Raw genomic sequence first — 19,460 nt, 5'->3', positions numbered from 1 at the left:
CCGAACGAATCCGCCATCGGTGCGTTGGTCTGGGTGACACGAATTATCGTCCGGACACGCAGAGGAATTTCATGACCATGAACAAGGTTCGCAAAAACGCTTTCGTCGTCGTCGGCACAGGGGAGGGCGCCAAATTCTTCCGCAACGTCGGTGACGTCAACGACATCAGGCTGCAGTCGGCTGGGCATCTCGATGCCGGCGACATGGCGGATGACGGCCCGGCAGGAAAAAGCCCGCCCGAACAGTCGGGCAAGGAATCGATGGAGGCCACGTTCTCCAAGCAGCTGGCAAACCAGCTCTACTCGATGGCGCATGCCGGAAAATACGACGATCTGATCCTGGTCCTCGATCCCGATACGCTGGGCGAGGTACGCCCGCTCCTTCACAAGGAAGTGCAAGACAGGCTTGCGTTCGATCTGGCAAAGACCCTGTCGAACAGCTCCACCGACGAAATCGTCAAATCGCTCAAGGCCGCGATGTAGGATTTTGATCCGATCGCCTGCCTGCAGCAGCCTCTGAACGCTTCATGGCACTCAAGACACTGCGCATCTGGCTCGGGTTGAAAAAGAACCCGGCGGATATTCCCCGCGATGCGACGGTCGGCCGGCGCACCTATGGCGTTAGCGGCCACAGCTTCATGAATTGCTCGCCGCAGTCGCCCGTAACGATCGGGGCCTTTTGTTCGATTGCACGCGAGGTCCTGTTTCTCTGCCAGGCCAACCATCCGACGCACACCGCATCGACCTTTCCGCTTCAGTCACAGGTGTTCAAACGCCGCAAAGACCTCGAATATTTGGTGTCAAAGGGGCCAATACGGGTCGGCAACGACGTCTGGATCGGTGCGCGGGCAATCATCCTTTCTGGCGTCAGCATCGGCGACGGTGCGGTCATAGCTGCTGGTAGCGTGGTGACCATGGACGTTCCTCCCTACACCATCGCAGCGGGCAATCCGGCGCGGGTGATTAGGCCGCGCTACGACAGTCAAACCGTCTAGGCCTTGCTGGCGATTCGATGGTGGGATTGGCCGGACGCCAAGATCCGGGCCGAGAAGGACGCTTTCGACCTGCCGGCAAACGAGTTTGCCGCAACCTACAAACACGCTGAGGAAACTGCCGCTACTGGCTAGAGGCGGTACCCTGCCTATGGACTGACCGTCCGGTGATAATTTGGTCGAAACGGGAACCGAAGATTGTAGACTTGGTGGCGTGACCGTTCGAGATAGGTCGGCTTCCGCACGGCAAAATGCCTCGCTGGTGTGTCTCGCCAGCGAAACCGCAAGCTAACGCATTGATTCTGAGGCGGATGGTGGGTGTGGTAGGGATTGAACCTACGACCCCTTCGATGTCACCGAAGTGCTCTCCCGCTGAAATCGCATCCGCTCTAAACGAAAGACTGAAGAAATTCAGCTGCTTAACGCAGTCTACGATCTTTCTCTGCTACACACAATCCTCGCTATTTAGGCACCTTATTGAGGCTGGTTGTGACACCAGTGTGACAGGAAAGGCTGGCCGCACAGTGGACAAATGGCCCCCGGACCTGGGTTCATGTCGTCGTCAATCCCGTGGCCAACTATCCGGTTGGCGGGCTCTCAAAACGGTTAAGGGACACAGGATAGTTCGCGGCCGAAGCAGCCGAAGCGCAGGGAATTTGGGCCAATCCACCTTTGACGGTAGAATGGCATGGGGAGCGTACAAGCGATTTCCCAGATTTTCACCGAAAGGATCGGACCATGACTACCGAACTCTGGTATTTGTTCCTCACATCGGTACTGCTTGCAATGCTGTGGATTCCCTTTATCGCGGGACAGGTCAGCACGATTGGTCCACTAAACCCCGACGACTACAAGAATCTTCGTGACGTGAACGAAATGCCGGCGTGGATCAGGCGGGCCAACCGGGCACACATCAATCTCGTCGAACAGTTCGGCGCTTTTGCAGGCCTTGTCGTTGTCGCGCACTTGGCCAATGTATCGACGGCAGCTACGGCGCTTGCTGCAGCGGTCTTTTTCTGGGCGCGTATAGCCCACGCAATCGTCATGATTGCAGGGATCGGTGTCGTCATGTTGCGGACACTGGTATTCACAGTAGCCTGGATATGCCTGATCGTTCTGGCTTGGGAAATTTTGGTAAATGCCGGATGATGGGCCAGCTCCTACCTCCGCAAATTAGATTCAGTTCGGCTCAGGGGCTCATTCGCGAGAACCAAACAGCAGCTTGTCGTCTGTCGACTGCAACCTCGGGGGAGGGGCGAGGCTATAGTGTCCTCATTCCAACGACTTCTTCAGGCGCTTCTACAACGACCACGTTGGCCGTGTCATGACCAGCGAACCAGATGCGAGTTCCTGGGTCGGCGGGAAACAGGTACGTGACGGTGTCTAGATTGACGTAGATCGGCCGCTTCTCGTCACCAGTAGCAGTTGTCAATTTTACCCAACGAGCCATCGGTTTCTCCTATGCATTGCGCTGAACATATGGGGGTTCGGTACGGGTGCGCCAACGAAGCCTTCCAGCATACGGCAGCTGACCATTGTCGACCGGCTCGCCGATATTTATGACCCTTGGGGCAGGTTGCCAGACGATCAGAACCGCGCAATGTCAGGTTTCTCGGTAACGTGACTTCAGGATGAGCAAACGCCATCCGCGATGAAGCACGCGATTGACCTCCACCCAGACCCGCCACGGGAACACCGTCAGATAGCGCCAACGGGGCAGCTTGTATTTCCGGTGGTTGACCTGGATCTGGGTTGCGATATCGGTCACTTGGTTTACCGGCAGCGGAAGCAAGAACACTGATCGCAGTCCCATCAGATACTCCGTGTCGAAGGCTATGTCCCAAGCCATACGCATTGGCCTGAGCCTGCGCAGGAAGGTCTCAGCGCAACGACGGCTCACTACGTAAGCCCCAGAGCCCTTTTCGCGTGTCAACGAGATGGCAAGAGAACAACCGCCACCGATACTGCGAAAGGCGAACTTGCGACCAGAGCTGACGGTTGAGAGCCGCAGGATGTCCCAATCATCCGCCGCTGCTATCGCTTTCTCGATCGAAGAGGACAGATCGGGGGGCAATAGGCAATCGTCCTCCAGGATCAAGCAATGGTCGGCACCGCTATCCATAAACTTTCGCAAGGCTTGCATGTGGCTGAGATAGCAGCCTACCTCGCCCGGATTAAATTTGCGGCCGTGCAAGAGTTGGTAGCCACGCTCGTCAAACCCGGCCACTGGACGCATTAGCTGCGATCCATCGATGGCGTCGACGCGTTCATAAGGTAACGACAAGGCATCCAGCTGGCGTTGCATATAGGCCAGCCGTTCACTCGCTCGATCGAGATTGATGACATATGTGTTGATCATAAGCGTACAGGTCTTGAATGCCCAATGTTGACCCATAGGTGATGAATGGCAGATCTAGAAGCCTTGGACAAATACCTAAGTTCCGAAGCCTCCCCCGAGAATTCGATGCTGCTCTCGGACCTCGACGGGTTTCTCACGGGCATCGTGTGCTCCCCCGAGTTGATCATGCCCAGCGAGTGGCTGCCCGTTGTGTGGGGTGGCACAGAGCCTGACGTGAGCGACATCGATACACACATCTGGGCTATGCAGGCAGTGTTGGAGCGCTACAACGAGATCGCCTCCGAACTGAACGGTGAACCGCCGGCTATTGAGCCGCTCTTCTGGGAAGCCCCTGAGGGTCACGCCATTGCGATGGACTGGTGTGAGGGCTTCATGCAAGCCCTAGCGCTCCGCAGGGAACTCTGGGCCGAGCTGTTAGAGACCGAGCAGGGACGCGACTGGATGTTCCCGGTGTTCGCTCATCTCTTCGATGAAGACGGTAAATCCCTTGTTGGTGCCCAAGAGAAGGTGATGGACGCGCTTCTCGACACCGCATCAAGGCGGATACCTGAGACAGTGCCGAATGTGTTCACCTACTGGAAGTCGAAGCGGTCCCAGTCGAACTGACACCTTCGGTGTAAACGAAGCGCTCTACCAACTGGTATGGAAACTGAAGTTTCCTTGACGGCTTCGCCTTACTAATCGCCCGCTGACCTGAGTTCCAAAAAACCGCAAGAAATCAACTGCTTCGGTCACTCTACCACACCATCAAGCCTATGCAAGATCTCCGGTATGCGTCGACAACAAATGAAATGGAGTCTCTGTTTGGGTGCAGTGCTGAGATGCCATTGGAGCCATATTGGAGCCGCATAGGAGCCGGTTTCGGGTTCACGATCAGTACGTAGAGTCGGCTGCAATCTGGCCCCTCAGACCTGTGTCTGCATCGGTGACTGAGCCAGAATCATAGGAGTTAGTCACAGATAAGCGCGCCATACAAATCCGATGATGCCGTTGAGGAGGATCAAACTCCTGACCAAGTCATTGCGAACAGCGCACTCTCTCAGGCGCATGCGAAACATGCTTTACCAAAGATCGCTTTAAACCTACTGCTTACGCAGTTTACAATCTTCTATAGAGCCGCCCCGTCTATTACCGTCATTCTCCTATCCCAGTTCTGAGAGCAGTGTGACAGGTAACCGGGTGGCCAACATACGCTGAGGTCGTACTGTCAAGGGCCGATTGCGATCTCCCGTACCCTCATCGTGCGGATATGCAAGAGGACGCTTCCAGCGCCATCTGGGAGTCGATAACTGCTTCGCGTTCTTCTGACAACGACATCTTCATTACGGGTGCTTGGGCTAGACCCAACTGCATATCTAACGCGACATATTCCAGCTTTACCAAGCCCTGAACATTTTTTGCCTTCTCAGCGCTTAGGACCATCGCCTTCAGAACCCAAGAGGAGTCATCTGTAACCAAACCCGAGATATCAACAGTGGGCTCGTCAGAGAGCCGAGAGCTTACCCTAAGACTCGCAGACGGAGGTATCATTTCAAGCTTCAGGATGGTTACCTCAAACCCCATTGTCTGTAATACATGTAGGCCTGATATTACCTCGCTCAAAAAAGGATCAAATGCTTCCGTTGGATTACTTGCCCAGTCGGGCAATTCAAAGGGGAGCTCAACGCCAAACAGATTTGAAACTTTTTCCGTTTGTGCGGGTGTAGCAACCAAGAGCAAGCAAGCGGCAAATGTGGCAATAGATTTGCTTGGCATGGTCGACATCCAGTTTCGCCTGGAGACCATATGAGGGAAAACATTCTCTGGGAATCGACATTCTCAAGCGGGATGCTGAATATCGACGGAAACCAAAGCGCTCCACCAACTTCTACGGAAATTGAAGTCTCCTGAGACGTCTTCGCTGGCTAATCGCCGGTTGAACTGAAATCAAAAATAACTGCGTAAAATCAACTGCTTCGTTGACCGTACCATATCATCTCGAGGGAACGAGAACTCTAGCGCGTGTTGACGAACAGGAGGAATGGTTCACCCGATTCAGGTCCTTTATGAGAGGCCAGTGGAGCCAAATTGGATCCGTACTCTAACTAGGCTGTTCAGAATGTTTGGGTAGCGTTTTCGCAGTTGCGAAGTTACCCTGCGAAAAAAACGAAATAGTATGGACCCGCCCAATCGTCACCGCCTCTGGCAGAAGACAACAAAATCATATTCGAGCAACGACATCAGCATTCAAGGTGGAACAATGAGCTTACCGGTGGCCCAGAGGGCAAATTTCGTAGAACTCGTGGAAACGGACCTCCGGATCAAGGTTGACGAAGACGGGCTACCTCTGGAGCGTGGTTTCGCCGAGCTCGTCTTAGATTATCAGGGGTTCTCAAAAGACGAGGAGTGGAGAACAAGTCATCTATCTGACGGCGCGCGAGATTTCGGAATTGATTTTTGGGATATAACTGATCGAAATGTTACGGTTATGCAGTTTAAAGCATTTGAAGGAAACGATAGATACGTTGATGAGTCCGTATCTGTGGCACCTTCAGATATCTCCGACATCAAACGAATTGTTGATAGATTGGAAAGCGAAGACCCTATTCCAGAAGGAATCAATAATAAAGCGAAGCAATTTTTGATTGAATATCATTCTCTGGTGTCGAGAGTCAGGGAAATAGAAGATCCTTCAGATAGGAAAATAAGCGTCAATATTACGTTGGCTGCGTTGGCAGGAAAAACCACGCAACAAGCGGCGGTGCATTGGAAGGAGATTACACAGAGAGACCTCATTACCGTCTCAGAAGTACCGATATCACTGAATTTTGAATCATATCTAATACCTAATCTCGTAGAGGACAAATGGCGGGAAAATAACACTCAGTGGCGAGACAAGGACGGCAATAATAGGGATACAGTGACCCTTCGTGTGGATGGAAACGTCATCGAAGAACCGAAATCTCTTGTTTGCTTTATTAAAGCGATAGATCTTGTTAGGATGTATGAAGATTTCGGATATCAGATATTCGAACCAAATGTTCGCTGTGAAATACAACGTTCCCGCGTGAATGAGGCGATAAGAGCGTCTGTAAAAAGTTTCAAGGGACGCAAAGAGTTTAAACACTTAAACAACGGACTAACTGTCATTTGCGATGGGTTTGAGAAAAAGGGACATCCATCGATTTCATCGATACGCATAAGGCAGCCCGGCGTAATCAATGGATTGCAGACACTTAAATCTTTGAATGATGCTTATGGCGATCTGGATCAGCAAGAGAAGCGGCAGTTTGAAGACGATTGCACCGTGCTCGTGCGGCTTCACGCGAGGAACGCGGTTGGAGACTTTCGATCCCTTGTGAAATCGACAAACAACCAGAATCCAATGCAGCAGAGGAATCTTCGCGCGAACGACGGGGAGCAGATTATTTATGAACGGCTTTTTGCAGAGTTGGGCTGGTTCTACGAGCGAAAAGAGGGGGCATGGGCGGCTTTTCGAGGTGACGCGAAGAGATGGGGCACCTTACAAGGTAAGAAAGCGTCCGATTTTCGCTCAGGAGCAACCCCGAGAACTGTAGATAATGAAGAGTTGGGTCAATGCTGGCTAGCATATATTGGGTATTCAAATGAGGCCGTTCAAAAGAAGACCGATATTTTTCGCGAGGACGATCTCTATAGATTGATATACCTCCATCAGCCTGAGAAGCACGGATGTGATTACGGCTTCCGATTTGATGTTAAGAAGGTTCTGGGAGATGTTACTCCTGTTTCGCCGTATCCAAAATCTCTTTTGGCCGCGTATTTGGCCAGGGAACTTGCACGAAAGCTAGCCCCATCAGCAAAGAAGCATCGGGATGAGGCGGTAACGCGTCTTAATTTAGATGGCGCGACAAGAGAGAAGCAGAACGAGGAGCTGAACAGGGACAACAAGTATCTTCGGGGCGTCATACTCCGCGCAACCACTTACATATTTCCCGAACTTGTGGGGTTTTGTATGTACAAGAGTTATGGGTCTTTGTATTCAGAAAAAAGCCAGATGCTGGTGCGAAATGGCACGTTTAAAAGGTTGTTTGAGAATGCTGATTTCACGACATTGAAAGCGGAAGACGAGAGCAACCAGTGGCACTACCAGAAGGACGATATTGTGCAGACCCTCTGGTATCTTTTTGGTCATATCGTTGAAGGAATGCTCGCTTCTCCATGGAAGGAGCAGTGGCTCATTGCTCCCAATCGCACAAGATTTAACTATGGGTATTCTACAAGAGAGATTTTCTTCAATGAAGTCATCCAGATGGATAATTTCGTAAAGACATCGCAGTTGATGCGCAGTTGGGCTGTGGGCATAAATGAGTGCCAAGGCGTCTTCGAATTCATAAGGAAAAACCTGAAATAATGCGGGCCGTACAATCGGATATCACGAGTCAAAGCCGATAGGTTATTACCTTTTGTACAGTGGCTTTCGAGAATTCCACCTCGGCTGCGATTTTACGAATGCTAACTCCCTGCGCCCGGAGATCTCGAATTCGCCCTTCAATCTCGTCGGTTACCTGCTTTGGACGTCCACCCATCCTGCCCTCAGACTTGGCCTTGGCAATACCTTCCATCTGACGCTCTCTGCGTATCTCGGTCTCAAACTCTGCGATCAGGGCCAGGATACCCATGACAAGTTTTCCAGTCCTGGTCGTCGTATCAACAGCAGCATCGTCTAGGACCCTGAAGCCAACACCCTTGTCGGCCAACTCAGTTACAATCTTGTAGAGGTCAGCTGTGGAACGAGCGAGCCGGTCGAGTTTGGTCACCATCAGCGTATCGCCCTCACGGACATATCTCAGGCACTCGGCAAGCTCCGGTCTTCCGCCATCGAGCCCAGACTTCTTCTCCGAAAAGACCTTGGTGGCCCCTGCTGCCATGAGCCGATCAATCTGAGACTGGTTGTCCTGCTGACCTGTTGAAACACGCGCATATGCCACGATGCTTCCCATGTCTGTACCCTTTCCTCTAGAGAGTGAAAGACACCTAGATATTGGACGCAAAAGGTACGGTCAATCCTGGTGTGCTAGAATGGTATACCTTTGTGGACATGTCGGATGACAGTTGCCAGCTTGCGCAAGTCCAATCGCGGCACTGACTCTGAGCAGTTCCCGAAGCAGGAACGTTGGCCTTTTCGGCTCAATTCTGCGGTGTTGTTCCAGCGATACCCAACGGAGTGTTTCGTTCGATCAGTTGCAACCTGCATTGTAGGCCCTAGCCAATTGGCTCTCGGATGGTCTCGTCGCTTCGCAGGGGAGGGCACCAACTAGATGGGAGGGCGATTGAGAAACTCTTCCACCATTTCCTGATAGTCGTATTTCCACGTGGGTGTTATCTCGTACCGACCTGGCACGCTTCTACCCATGACCGTTTCACCGTACTCGGCATACCCATCTGTCGAACCGTGATCGTAGCCACTGAGATGCCCGAAGCCAGTCGCCCAACGGTAGATGAAGTAAGCTTGATCAGGCGAGAGCTGGGAGAATTCCACGTCCACATGGTTGCGAATGCGAGCAAGAAACTCCTTGTCCTCGCCACTATTCATTGAGGCATAGCCCCCCAATTCCCGCCAGAGTTTATGGCGAAAGGCTAGGACACCTGCACAATGCAGTCTATCGAACTTCTTGATTTCACCGCTTTCCATGTACCAGAAGCCAACTCCGGCAAAGACTTTACGGTCCTTGATATTGTCGACGACGGTCGAGATTGCGTGGGGCAGCATGATGTCGTCATCCGGCCAGTTGACCACGATGTCGCACTTGAAACTCCCTAATAAGTGGTTGAACTTGTCTCCCAATGTCGGAAACCGCGTGGGCGAATTTTCGACGTGGATGTCCGGGTGGTCGCACCAATATTCGACACCGGGACAGTCGTTGAGGATAAACATCCGCTTGGGGCCTGGGTAATCTTGGCGCAGGAAGGACCCTACGGCCTCGTTTAAGAGGGGCCCACGCCCAAAAGTTGCTGTCCGGCATACGATTGATGGCAGTTTGGTCATGGGGTTCTATCGTTCTCCGCCCCTCTCGAGGCAATCCTGCCAAGCGCAGCTAAACGAGCCGGGCTCCCTCCGACGGTAGTACCCTTCGCAACATCTTTCGTCACAACGCTCCCGGCACCAACGATGGCGTCTGCACCAATTGTCACACCTGGCATAATGACACTTCCGCCACCGATCTTGGCCCCTTTGCAAATCCTCGGATAAGCCAATTCCACTACCGTGAGGGGATCGTTGACCGTTATTACTCCCGGACCGACAAACACATCGTCCTCAATGACGACACCCCTGGTGATGTGACAGGCGGTCTGTATGGAGACCCTATCGCCAATCCGGCAGTCGCAAATGTTGCAGTGTGATCCGATCGTTGAGTTGGTGCCAATGTGTGCCCCTTTATGTATGAGGGTCATCGATCCAACGCGAGTTCCAGCCCCGATTTCCACGCCCTCCTGCACCTCGGTCAGGCGCATATTGTAGAAATGGACGTGAGGAAAACGCAGATTCAGGTCTTCGGTCATCATCGCTCGTCGCCGTGTTTCGGCATTGAACCAATCCTAGAGGGTTCGATCTGCGGCGTATTACGCCATGGTAGCTGAAGGCCGTTTAATCGCTCAAGCGTTGACAGGACGCATGCAGACGGTATTTCAATGTAGTAGATATCGTGGAACATGGGATAGCCAGCATGAGCAAGCGCAATGTCAACCGTAGGCGAGCTATCAAGTTGGTGGCTGGCGGAGTGGTGGTTGCGACAATCGCGCTTCCGTCAAAGTGGACCCGCCCAATCGTAGAATCGATTGTTGTTCCTGCCCACGCTCAGGCATCGCCACCAGTCACGACTGGAACAGCCACAACGGTTCCACCAACGACGGCTGCACCCACGACTGTTTCACCGACGACAACCTTTGCCGTTCCGTAGACTCTGATACACTAGCTGAACTGCGGCCCTGCTCGCTTCTGGTCCGGTCCTAGTGAGCGCATTTGCGGGTTCGTCGGTTTCCGCTCGCATGCATTTCGTCAGTCTGGTTCGTATCTCGCGGTATATCTGCAGAATGCATGACAGGGGCAGGAGCCAAGGGTAGGGGTATCCCTATCGGATACAGCCTCGGCGTATTTTTGCGAGATTTGTCTGTAAAGTTATCCGGCAATTTCGGGCTCGTGTACATGTCACCTGCCCACTCCCTGATCTTGGAGATTTGTACACTATTACCCATTTCCTGCTCGGGGTGGGGCAGGAGCCGCGCCAGGAGTACAATCTCTTTAATACAACCTCGCCGTAATTTTGAGAAAATTGAGTTGTAAAATTGGCAATAATATTTAAATAGGGGGAATATTTATCATCATCTTTTGTGCGTATTAATCTTTATCTGAAAGACTATATATTCTCTATGCGCTATAGAAATACAATAGAAGCTCATACAGAGGTATTTGTAGTTTTTGGATAAGATTGTGCCTAATCTTGTAAGAACGCGCTGTACGGGCTTCTATGTGGCGTATGGAGGCTATCTGGTGGCCGGGATCGGATTAGGAATGGAAGTGATGCGTGTGACCCCAGTGTTCGCCTCTTTCACGTAGAAAAGCCGCTCTCCGTTCGCGGTAGTTGGCATACTCCGGCTGCATTTCCTGTTCAGCCAGCACGTCTTCAGGCCCTCGGACGCCTAGCTCTTCCATCACGTGAATTTCTTGTGGGAGTCGCCCCAGCCATGTCACGTTCGCATCTATATCAATCCCGTGTCCTAGGTGGTCATTGTAGGCCTGTATCATCACTTCTCTCAAGCGCTGTTGCCGCCCTTCCTCGACGACAAAGCTATCATGGATGGGTAGCACCAGAATCCCCTCGGCCATCATGGTCAGCATGACACTTTCAGCAATGTCGGCGTCTCTCTTCTGGAGCTGAATCCCAATACCGGTACCGAAGCGATGTTCGATTGGCCGATGCTTCTCTCTCACGGCTTCCATGAGTTGGTTCCATGTCCAGCCGTCAGGGAGTTGAGTTCGCAGCGGTGCTCGTATCTGGCCAGCTGCATTTATGATTTTGAAGACAGTCCGCTTGATCAATTTTCGATGCGTGGGAGGGATGCCATCAATCTCATACGCGTCTCCCTCGAGCTGCAAACCAGAGTCCGAGTAAAGCATCGCGATCTGCATGTTCGAGTAGTCGAGTTCAGAGGTTGGGTACCAATTGATAGTCAGATGTTCACGCAAACGACTCGGTACGCCCTGCCACCATCCACCATAGAACCTTCCGCCATCGGTGAAGCGCCCATTGTTGAACACCCGATAAAGCTGATTTCGACCCAGCATGAGTTCCCATCGACCGTCGTCTTCGTCACCAAACTCATCACGTTCGTCGTCAACGTTTCGGGACAATGCATCGAAGTCTCTGTCCGGGATGAGGATATCAATCCAGTGATGCTGACTCACGAATTGGTTGTAGGCTAGAAGGTTGGCTTCCATCTGACGAGTTTCGGGAGTGTGTTCGAATGTTAACTGTGGAGCAGAGCCACCATCCGCAGGCTTCTCTCCTCTTAATCGGATGATCGGAAGGTTTTCTTCTCTAAATAAAAAAGCGAGAGTTGGGGACTGTGGGTTGTCTCTCAAAGTGGTCCTAATAATACCCTGCGGTTCTTCCTGCCGGAATTCCCTCAGTTGAAATAGATAGCCCTCTATCTCGTTGATGGTTCTCTCTGAAGCTCTCATCCTTGTTGGGTAACCTCGACCTATATTATTATCAAAGTTACCTCCCATCATTTCAATATAAGGTGGATCAGCGTTTATCAAGAAATTGAAACAATCTCTCATCTTATTTCTGTTCAATCTCAGGGGATTAAATTCTCCTCGAGAATACCCGTTATTGCTCCTGTCAATAATTATGAATCTATTCTCATTTCGAATGTGTGTGCTGTACAAATTAGTTAGCAGTACATTCAACGCGTTCTTGATGTTTCGTAGGTTGTCAATCCGCCTCGTTCGGCCTGAGTGGACCAACACCCGATCAGTCATTTCATCGAGGAACGGGTCGAATATCTCGCTCAACCGGAACCCACGCTTCAGCCACTTCGCATGATTGAAATTCGTAATCGTAGGGGGTCTATAGGGCATAAGCGCTACTGCTGATTATCCAACTTGGCTGTGAGACGGCTGGTGTCAGCATGAGCGTAGCGCAACAGCATTCTTATGTCTCGATGCCCGCTGATAGAAGCCACTTCCGGGACGGTCAAACCCATCTCGAAAAATCGACTAATCGCTTCATGCCTGAGATCATGGAAATGAAGGTCGACCAATCCAGCTCTCGTAGTCAATCGATCCCAAGCCAACCGCAATGCCACGGGTGTTAAGGGGAACACCTTCAAATGTGATCGATCCAACTCCAAGAGCATGTCCCTTGCCGTCAGGGTCAATGGAATCGCCCTGGAATGCCCGTTCTTTGCCTCAGGGATGGCCACTGAGCGCCTTTCGAAGTCCACTTGGCTCCATTGCATGGCGAGGATTTCCCCGCGCCTCATCGCCGTCTCTATCGCAAACAAGATTATGGGTTTGACGTAGCGGTTTCGGGACTTCTTGATCGCAAATAGAAGCCGGTCGAGTTCTCCAGTTCGAAGTCGCCTATGCCGCTTCCTGTCCGTTGTAATCAACCGGAGGTCTGCAAGAGGGTTGCTCAATGGGAGACCCCATTCCACCCTGGCAATTCTGAACATATTGGAAAGTGGCGATAGCCATCGAGCCACGGATTTGGCCGCAACAGTTTCTAGGCGCCCATCCCGATACGCCGCGAAATCCGAAGTAGCCAATACCGAAAGTTTCTTTTGACAGATTGGGTCACGCATGAAGGCATTGAGAACGATCGTCTCGTTAACTGCGCCTTTTTTGGTTGGGACAATTTCCTCAAGGTAGCGCTGGACGAGCTCGCCCAGCGATATGTGATTCAGGTTTCTTGTGTTTTCGGGCAACTCGTTTCGGTCCGCCTTGGTCTCCCAAAATCGGGCCCATTCTGTCGCGTCTGATTTCTTCAGGAATGTACGTGTAACTGGTGGCATGTTCTGGCGGCGAATTTGCACCTGCCAGTTCGTTCCTCGCTTCCGAATTGTAGCCATGACGATTTCTCACTGTGACAGGAGTGTGACAGCGGCCAAAATCATTCAGGTTTCGATGGAGCGGTCAGATCAAAAAACGTTTTGTTTTCAATCATTTAGGATGGTGGGTGTGGTAGGGATTGAACCTACGACCCCTTCGATGTCACCGAAGTGCTCTCCCGCTGAGCTACACACCCATCCGAAGCCGCGCATACACCACTTTTGCGCTGGCGCGTCAATAGCCAGCGGACGCCTCCGGCCGGTCTTTTCGCCGACCTTGCCGGATGCGCCCGAAAGTGTGGCTCAGGCAGCCTGAAGCATCTTTTCGACCTGGCTCACCAGGTCGCGCAGATGAAAGGGTTTCGACAGGATCTTGGCGTCCTTGGGGGCGCCCGAATCCGGGTTCAGCGCGACCGCGGCGAAGCCGGTGATGAACATCACCTTGAGGTCGGGATCGATCTCGGTGGCGCGGCGCGCCAGCTCGATGCCGTCCATCTCCGGCATCACGATGTCGGTCAGGAGCAGCGAGAAGGGCTCCTCGCGCAGGCGCTCGTAGGCGCTTGCCCCATTGTCGAAATCGCTGACGTCGTAGCCGGCGCGTTCGAGCGCCTTGACCAGGAACCGGCGCATGTCGTCGTCGTCTTCTGCCAGGAGTATGCGTGCCATCTGACCCCGTCCGAATCGCTATTGCGGGACTGTACACCGACAGGCCCGTTAACCATCCTGTATATGAAGTGCGGCGGGTAAACATCAAGTGAATGTTGCGTTTGGGGCTCCTGCGGCATCGAAGCCGGTACTTTGCGACAGGCTGGACAGGTCGTCCGCCAGATGTCAGTTTCGCCGCATGAGAGTGGTCCTTCGGGTGAGGCGCGGTTGACAAGGGCGGCCGACGATTTTGACGATGTGCCGGCCTTTGAGGTCCGCACCGGCGCCGAACAGCGCGTGCCCTTCGTTTTCAACTCGCCGCACAGCGGCAACCGCTATCCGGAACGCTTCCTGGAAATGACCCGTCTGGACCGGCTGGCGATCCGCCGCTCGGAAGACTGCTATGTCGACGAACTGTTCGGCGCGGCCTCGGCGCTCGGGGCGCCGATGCTGGTGGCGAACTTCCCGCGCGCCTATCTCGACGTCAACCGCGAACCGTGGGAACTCGACCCGCGCATGTTCGCCGAACCGGTTCCCTCCTTCGCCAACATCCGCTCGGCGCGCGTCGCCGGCGGACTCGGCACCATCCCCAAGCTGGTCGGCGAGGGGCTCGACATCTATCCCGGGCGCCTGCCGCTTGCCGAGGCCATCGGCCGCATCGAAAACGTCTACAAGCCCTATCACGACACGCTGAAGCGCCTGCTCACCCGCACGCATGCGGCCTTCGGCTATGCCGTGCTGGTCGACTGCCACTCGATGCCCGCCAGCATCCGTATCGGCGAATCAGGGGTGCGGCCGGATTTCATCGTCGGCGACCGCTTCGGCGCCTCGGCAGCGAGCGGCCTGACCGAGCACGCCATCGGGCTGCTGATGTCGATGGGCTACACGGTGGCGCACAACAAGCCCTATGCCGGAGGCTTCATCACCGAGCATTACGGCCGTCCGGCGCGCGGGCTGCACGCCATCCAGGTCGAAATCAACCGCGGCCTTTACATGAACGAACGCACGCTTGCCCGCACGTCGGGCTTCGACGCGCTGGCCGACGACCTGGCGCGGTTTTCTGCCGAGCTGATGGGGATGCCCGGCGATCATTTCAGGGATATGCCGCTGGCCGCCGAGTAGCCTTGCGGAGAATCGGGCGACGGCAGATAAAAAAAGACCGCATCGGTCTACGATGCGGTCGAAGTCTAGGGAGGAAACGCCCAAGGAGGGCATGAACAGGAAAACCTGTTCGACTCAAAATTTATTGTGCAACGCACAAATGTCAACTGTTTCTGGCTTGTTAAAGCTCATTGGCATGTGCAAAAGGCTGCGAACGCACAAAAATGTTGCGTTTGGGCAACAGTTGGAGACGGGTTTTGCTTATTTCGGTCGAGTTTTTGCGGCGTATCGCGCGTGCCGCCGCGGAAGAGACGTTGCCGCGATTCCGTCAGTTTGGCGACGTGACGAACAAGCTGAGCGGCGGATTCGATCCGGTGACCGAGGCCGACCAGCAGGCCGAGCAAGCCATCCGCGCCTTGATCCGGGCCGAATATCCCGGCCATGGCATCCTCGGCGAAGAGTTCGGCCTGGAAAATCCCGGCAGCGATCATGTCTGGGTCATCGACCCGATCGACGGCACGCGTTCCTTCATCTCCGGCATTCCGCTGTGGGGCACGCTGGTCGGGCTGACACACAATGGCGATGCGATTGCCGGCATGATGGCGCAGCCCTTCACCTGCGAGCTGTTCCACGCTATCGACGGCAAGGCCGTCTATGAGGGGCCGGGCGGCACGCGGCCGCTTTCCACCCGCAAGGTCGTGTCGCTTGCGGATGCCACGCTTTGCACCACGACGCCGGCGCTGTTCATGGACGCAAGGCGCTCCGCCTATGACCGGCTGGAAAAGGCCGTGCGCCTGCCGCGCTACGGCACCGATTGCTACGCCTATGCCATGCTTGCCGCCGGCCATGTCGACCTCGTCGTCGAGGTCGGCCTGCAGAATTACGACATCGTCGCGCTGGTGCCGATCGTCGAGGCGGCGGGCGGCATGATCACGGACTGGCATGGCGGGCCGGCCGAGGCGGGCGGAGAGATCGTTGCGGCGGCAACGCCGGAACTGCACGCCGCGGCCATGCACATCCTGCACGAGGAAGCGCCGTCGGCGGTCGCCGGCTGAGCGCCATCCGGCACGCCAACCTCAGACCAGATTGTCGGTGCCCGGGACGAAGGCGTCGAAGGCGGCAAGCAGCTGCTCGCGGAAGATGTCGGCTTCCTGCAGCAATTCATGGCGCGCGCCGATGATGTTGAGGATCGAGCCGCCGCGCAGCTTGCGCGCATAGTCGCCGATCGCCGCATTCGAAACGATGTCGTCGGCGCCGGCGGCGACGAACATCACCGGGATCTGGATGCGGGAGACAAATTCCGGGTCGGTAACGGCGATTGCCGCCTCGGCCGCCGCGCGGATCCAGCGAATGGTCGGACCGCCGAGCGCAAGCTCGGGATGCTGCTCGTAGATTTCCGAGTTGCGCTGGTAGCGGGTGATGTCCGTGGTCAGCCGGTTGGTGGCGAAGGGCGGCGTGCGGCGCGGCCGCGGGCCCCAGGCGCCGTACATCTTGCCGAGGCCGAGATAGCAGAGCAGCCGGGTGATGCGGCCGACGGTGCGGATCGAGAAAGGCACGCCCTTGTAGGCGAGGAAGGGCGCCACCAGCACCATGCGCTGCACGCGGTTGATCAGCGAGGGCGTGGCAAGCAGGGCGACCAGCGCACCGGTCGAATGGGCGAGGACGTAGTAGGGACCGCGGCAGTCAGGCAGAGCCACTTCCTCGAAGAACTGGTCGAGATCGCGCACATAGTCACGGAAACTATGGACATGGCCGCGCTGCCTGTCGCGCAGCAGCCGGTCGGAACCACCTTGGCCACGCCAGTCCATGATGGCGGTCGAAAAGCCGCGTTCCGACAGGTTCCTGGCGGTCTCGAAATACTTCTCGATACATTCGTTGCGACCGGTCAGCAGGATCACCGTGCCCTTCAGCGGGCGACCGGTGGCCGAGAACAGGCCGTAGCGCAGCTTGACGCCGTCGCGGGCGGTGAAATGGCCGCCGCGTGCCTTTTCCGGTACGGGATTGCCGGGGGATTGGTGGAACAGATCGGACATGGAGCGCTGTTGACGGGGTTTTGCGTGCCTCAGCGGAACGCCTGACCGGTGATAGAAAGCGCGGCCGGCAAAAGCAAGGAATTCCCGGATACGCCTGTGCCTGAAAAGGGGAAGCCGGAAGCCGCCCATGGCGGTCTTCCGGCCTCTGTCGATCCGGGAGGAAGGGACGTTACACCCGGCTCGGCCTCGTCGGCGGTGCCTGTCGGGCACCCGCCTTGTCCGTGATCTTGACGAGACTCTAACCGGCCGCGCCTGAATGGCGTCCGAAGGGGCGGTTCACCTCGGGTTCATCGAGACGACGGCGATTTTGCCGTCAAATCTCTTGAAATGCCGAAATTGGGCACCCAAATCTTGGGAGCGGTCGCCACTCGTGGGGCCGCTGGTCCAGACGGAACGCCAAACCGGGTTCTGCCATCGGATCAAACACGCAAAACAGTTGCTCAACAGGAGAACAAACCCATGCGTCACGTTGACTTTTCGCCTCTCTACCGTTCGACCGTCGGCTTCGACCGGCTTTTCACCATGCTGGATTCGCTCGGCCAGCCCGAGAACGCCCAGACCTACCCGCCCTACAACATCGAGCGCACCGGCGAGGACGCCTACCGCATCTCGATGGCGGTAGCGGGCTTTTCTGACAGCGACATCGCCATCGAGGCTCACCGCAACGTGCTGAGCGTCAAGGGCGAGCGCAAGGATGAGACCAATGGCGAAGGCACCGAAGTGCTTTACCGCGGCATCGCCGCGCGTACCTTCGAGCGCCGCTTCCAGCTTGCCGACCATGTCGAGGTCGTGGGCGCCGAGCTGAAGAACGGTCTGCTGCACATCGATCTGAAGCGCTCGGTTCCCGAGGAACTGAAGCCGCGCAAGATCGAAATCGGCAAGTCGACCAAGCAGATCGAGGCCAAGGCCGCGGCCTAAGCTTCTCTGTTCAGGTCAAACCGGGGCGGCGCTTCTAGCGCCGCCCTTTTTCGTTTCAGGGAACGAGGCTGGCGAAGGTATCGACCTCGTCGGCCGTCGTCGCAAAGCTGGTCACGAAGCGGCAAAGCTGCTCGCCCTCGCCGATGTCACCGTCGAAACCATGCGGTGTGGGCCAGTCGTAGAAGCGCGCCCCGGCCTCCTGCAGCGCCTTCATCCTTGCCGCCGGCATGATGGCGAAAACCTCGTTGGCCTGGGGTTCCCAGGCGAGCCGCAGGGTACGGGAGGCGCGCATCGCGGCGGCCAGCCGCGCAGCCATGGCATTGGCGTGGGCCGCCGTCTCCAGCCACAGCCCGCCCTCGAAATAGGCGTCGAACTGCGCGGCGATGAAGCGCGACTTGGAAAACAGCTGTGCCGCCCGCTTGCGGATGAAGCCGAAGTCGTTGGCCCGTTCGAGATCGAACAGGATGACTGCCTCGGCGCACCAGCAGCCATTCTTGGTGCCGCCGAAGGAGACAATGTCGACGCCGCGCTTCCAGGTCATTTCGGCTGGCGTCGTGCCGAGCGCCACCAGCGCGTTGGCGAAGCGTGCGCCGTCCATGTGCAGCGGCAGGGAATGCTTCTTGGCGATCGCCGAGATGGTCGCGATGTCGTCGAGCCCGTAGAGCGTGCCGATCTCGGTCGCCTGGGTGATCGAGACGGCGGCCGGCCTGCCGGTGTGGACGAATTCCGGCACGAAGCGGCCGATGGCGCGTTCGAGCCTGGCCGGCTCCATGCGGCCGAGCGCGCCGTCGACGCCATGAAGCCTCGAGCCGCCCATGAAGTACTCCGGCGCGCCGCATTCGTCCTCCATGGCGTGCGACTCGCGGTGGCAGAAGGAAAGTCCGCCCGGCTTGTCATAGGAGACCAGCGACAGCGCGTTGGCGGCAGTGCCGGTGCCGACGAAGAACACCGCCACCTCGCGCTCGAAGATCTCGGAAAACTTGCGCGTAACGGCCTGATCGAGATCGCCGTTGCCATAGGCCGGCTCGAAGCCCGAGGCGTGGGTGCTCAGCGCGGCGGCGATTTTCGGGTGGGCGCCGGCCCAGTTGTCGGAGGAAAAGATCACGGTCGCTTGTCCTGAAGATTGCGTGGAGGAGGGCGCGACCTTGGCCGGTTTTCGGTAGCCTTATCAAGGTCGCCAGGAAACAAATCGTCATCCCGCGCTCGACGGCCCCAGCCGGACCCGCGACAGATAGTTGCCCGGCGGGCGCGCCCGGCGAAATTTTGCTGCTTGCCGGCTTCCGGTTTATCGTGAATCGGTCTTGTGCCGGCCGGAGTTTTCTGCAATAAGAATTTTAGG

The 19,460-nt window shown here is 55.7% G+C and carries 18 protein-coding genes, 1 tRNA gene and 1 pseudogene; 8 read left to right on the top strand and 12 right to left on the bottom strand.

The genetic code is table 11. From position 1 onward, the window contains the following. The first annotated feature begins 77 nt into the window (after window positions 1-77). From ACT2BZ_RS01740 to ACT2BZ_RS01730, 3 genes are all read left to right on the top strand, one after another. Complete coding sequence (locus ACT2BZ_RS01740) at window positions 78-482, top strand: host attachment family protein (RefSeq protein ID WP_457938839.1); 405 nt, start codon at window positions 78-80, stop codon at window positions 480-482. Window positions 483-526: 44 nt separating this feature from the next. Next, window positions 527-994, top strand: coding sequence for a CatB-related O-acetyltransferase (locus ACT2BZ_RS01735; protein WP_457938837.1), 468 nt, complete (start codon window positions 527-529; stop codon window positions 992-994). A gap of 735 nt (window positions 995-1,729) precedes the next feature. After that, on the top strand, window positions 1,730-2,140 hold the full coding sequence (locus tag ACT2BZ_RS01730; protein WP_457938836.1) for an MAPEG family protein: 411 nt from the start codon (window positions 1,730-1,732) through the stop codon (window positions 2,138-2,140). Window positions 2,141-2,252: 112 nt separating this feature from the next. Here ACT2BZ_RS01730 and ACT2BZ_RS01725 read toward each other — a convergent pair whose 3' ends face one another. Both ACT2BZ_RS01725 and ACT2BZ_RS01720 read right to left on the bottom strand, forming a co-directional pair. Then, entirely contained in the window at window positions 2,253-2,441 is a 189-nt protein-coding gene (locus tag ACT2BZ_RS01725) for a hypothetical protein (protein WP_457938835.1), read from the bottom strand. Between the two features lie 153 nt (window positions 2,442-2,594). Continuing rightward, entirely contained in the window at window positions 2,595-3,350 is a 756-nt protein-coding gene (locus ACT2BZ_RS01720; protein ID WP_457938833.1) for a glycosyltransferase family 25 protein, read from the bottom strand. A gap of 45 nt (window positions 3,351-3,395) precedes the next feature. On the opposite strand from ACT2BZ_RS01720, the gene ACT2BZ_RS01715 reads away from it, so the two are divergent. Beyond that, window positions 3,396-3,956, top strand: coding sequence for a YecA/YgfB family protein (locus ACT2BZ_RS01715; protein WP_457938831.1), 561 nt, complete (start codon window positions 3,396-3,398; stop codon window positions 3,954-3,956). A gap of 630 nt (window positions 3,957-4,586) precedes the next feature. Here the strand turns inward: ACT2BZ_RS01715 and ACT2BZ_RS01710 are convergent. Next, complete coding sequence (locus ACT2BZ_RS01710; protein ID WP_457938830.1) at window positions 4,587-5,114, bottom strand: hypothetical protein; 528 nt, start codon at window positions 5,112-5,114, stop codon at window positions 4,587-4,589. A 391-nt stretch (window positions 5,115-5,505) separates the two neighbouring features. Between ACT2BZ_RS01710 and ACT2BZ_RS01705 the strand changes: the two genes are divergently transcribed. Further along, a complete protein-coding gene (locus tag ACT2BZ_RS01705) occupies window positions 5,506-7,722 on the top strand; it encodes an AIPR family protein (protein ID WP_457938828.1) in 2,217 nt (738 codons plus the stop codon). 28 nt (window positions 7,723-7,750) lie between these two features. On the opposite strand, the gene ACT2BZ_RS01700 is transcribed toward ACT2BZ_RS01705, so the two are convergent. The 7 genes and pseudogenes from ACT2BZ_RS01700 to cpdR all read right to left on the bottom strand — a co-directional run bounded on the left by ACT2BZ_RS01700 (window position 7,751) and on the right by cpdR (window position 14,090). Beyond that, window positions 7,751-8,311 (bottom strand): recombinase family protein, encoded by a 561-nt coding sequence (locus ACT2BZ_RS01700; RefSeq protein WP_457938827.1) that lies wholly within the window; start codon window positions 8,309-8,311, stop codon window positions 7,751-7,753. 314 nt (window positions 8,312-8,625) lie between these two features. Further along, window positions 8,626-9,357, bottom strand: coding sequence for a glycosyltransferase (locus tag ACT2BZ_RS01695; protein ID WP_457938826.1), 732 nt, complete (start codon window positions 9,355-9,357; stop codon window positions 8,626-8,628). A gap of 50 nt (window positions 9,358-9,407) precedes the next feature. Next, window positions 9,408-9,515, bottom strand: a pseudogene (locus ACT2BZ_RS01690) (sugar O-acetyltransferase); the annotation flags it as partial. Between the two features lie 1,360 nt (window positions 9,516-10,875). Then, window positions 10,876-11,808 carry a hypothetical protein gene (locus ACT2BZ_RS01685; RefSeq protein ID WP_457938824.1) on the bottom strand — a complete coding sequence of 311 codons (933 nt, stop codon included), beginning with the start codon at window positions 11,806-11,808 and terminating at the stop codon, window positions 10,876-10,878. Window positions 11,809-12,458: 650 nt separating this feature from the next. Next, a complete protein-coding gene (locus ACT2BZ_RS01680) occupies window positions 12,459-13,445 on the bottom strand; it encodes a site-specific integrase (protein ID WP_457938823.1) in 987 nt (328 codons plus the stop codon). A 101-nt stretch (window positions 13,446-13,546) separates the two neighbouring features. After that, window positions 13,547-13,621: transfer RNA gene (locus ACT2BZ_RS01675), tRNA-Val, on the bottom strand. A gap of 106 nt (window positions 13,622-13,727) precedes the next feature. Further along, window positions 13,728-14,090, bottom strand: coding sequence for a cell cycle two-component system response regulator CpdR (gene cpdR, locus ACT2BZ_RS01670; RefSeq protein ID WP_457938822.1), 363 nt, complete (start codon window positions 14,088-14,090; stop codon window positions 13,728-13,730). Window positions 14,091-14,252: 162 nt separating this feature from the next. Between cpdR and ACT2BZ_RS01665 the strand changes: the two genes are divergently transcribed. Together ACT2BZ_RS01665 and hisN are read left to right on the top strand one after the other, a co-directional pair. Then, a complete protein-coding gene (locus tag ACT2BZ_RS01665) occupies window positions 14,253-15,191 on the top strand; it encodes an N-formylglutamate amidohydrolase (protein ID WP_457938821.1) in 939 nt (312 codons plus the stop codon). A 203-nt stretch (window positions 15,192-15,394) separates the two neighbouring features. Continuing rightward, the gene (hisN, locus tag ACT2BZ_RS01660; protein ID WP_457938820.1) at window positions 15,395-16,225 is read left to right on the top strand and encodes a histidinol-phosphatase; all 831 of its coding nucleotides are present in this window, start codon (window positions 15,395-15,397) and stop codon (window positions 16,223-16,225) included. 21 nt (window positions 16,226-16,246) lie between these two features. On the opposite strand, the gene ACT2BZ_RS01655 is transcribed toward hisN, so the two are convergent. Next, window positions 16,247-17,203, bottom strand: coding sequence for an alpha/beta fold hydrolase (locus ACT2BZ_RS01655; RefSeq protein WP_457938818.1), 957 nt, complete (start codon window positions 17,201-17,203; stop codon window positions 16,247-16,249). A gap of 459 nt (window positions 17,204-17,662) precedes the next feature. On the opposite strand from ACT2BZ_RS01655, the gene ACT2BZ_RS01650 reads away from it, so the two are divergent. Continuing rightward, the gene (locus tag ACT2BZ_RS01650) at window positions 17,663-18,121 is read left to right on the top strand and encodes an Hsp20 family protein (protein WP_457938816.1); all 459 of its coding nucleotides are present in this window, start codon (window positions 17,663-17,665) and stop codon (window positions 18,119-18,121) included. Between the two features lie 55 nt (window positions 18,122-18,176). On the opposite strand, the gene ACT2BZ_RS01645 is transcribed toward ACT2BZ_RS01650, so the two are convergent. Further along, window positions 18,177-19,226, bottom strand: coding sequence for a threonine aldolase family protein (locus ACT2BZ_RS01645; protein ID WP_457938815.1), 1,050 nt, complete (start codon window positions 19,224-19,226; stop codon window positions 18,177-18,179). Window positions 19,227-19,460: the final 234 nt, after the last annotated feature.

This window comes from Mesorhizobium sp. 10J20-29 (assembly GCF_054130485.1).
The sequence above is the reverse complement of the archived record's forward strand: the minus strand, read 5'-3'. Positions and strand labels throughout refer to the sequence as shown.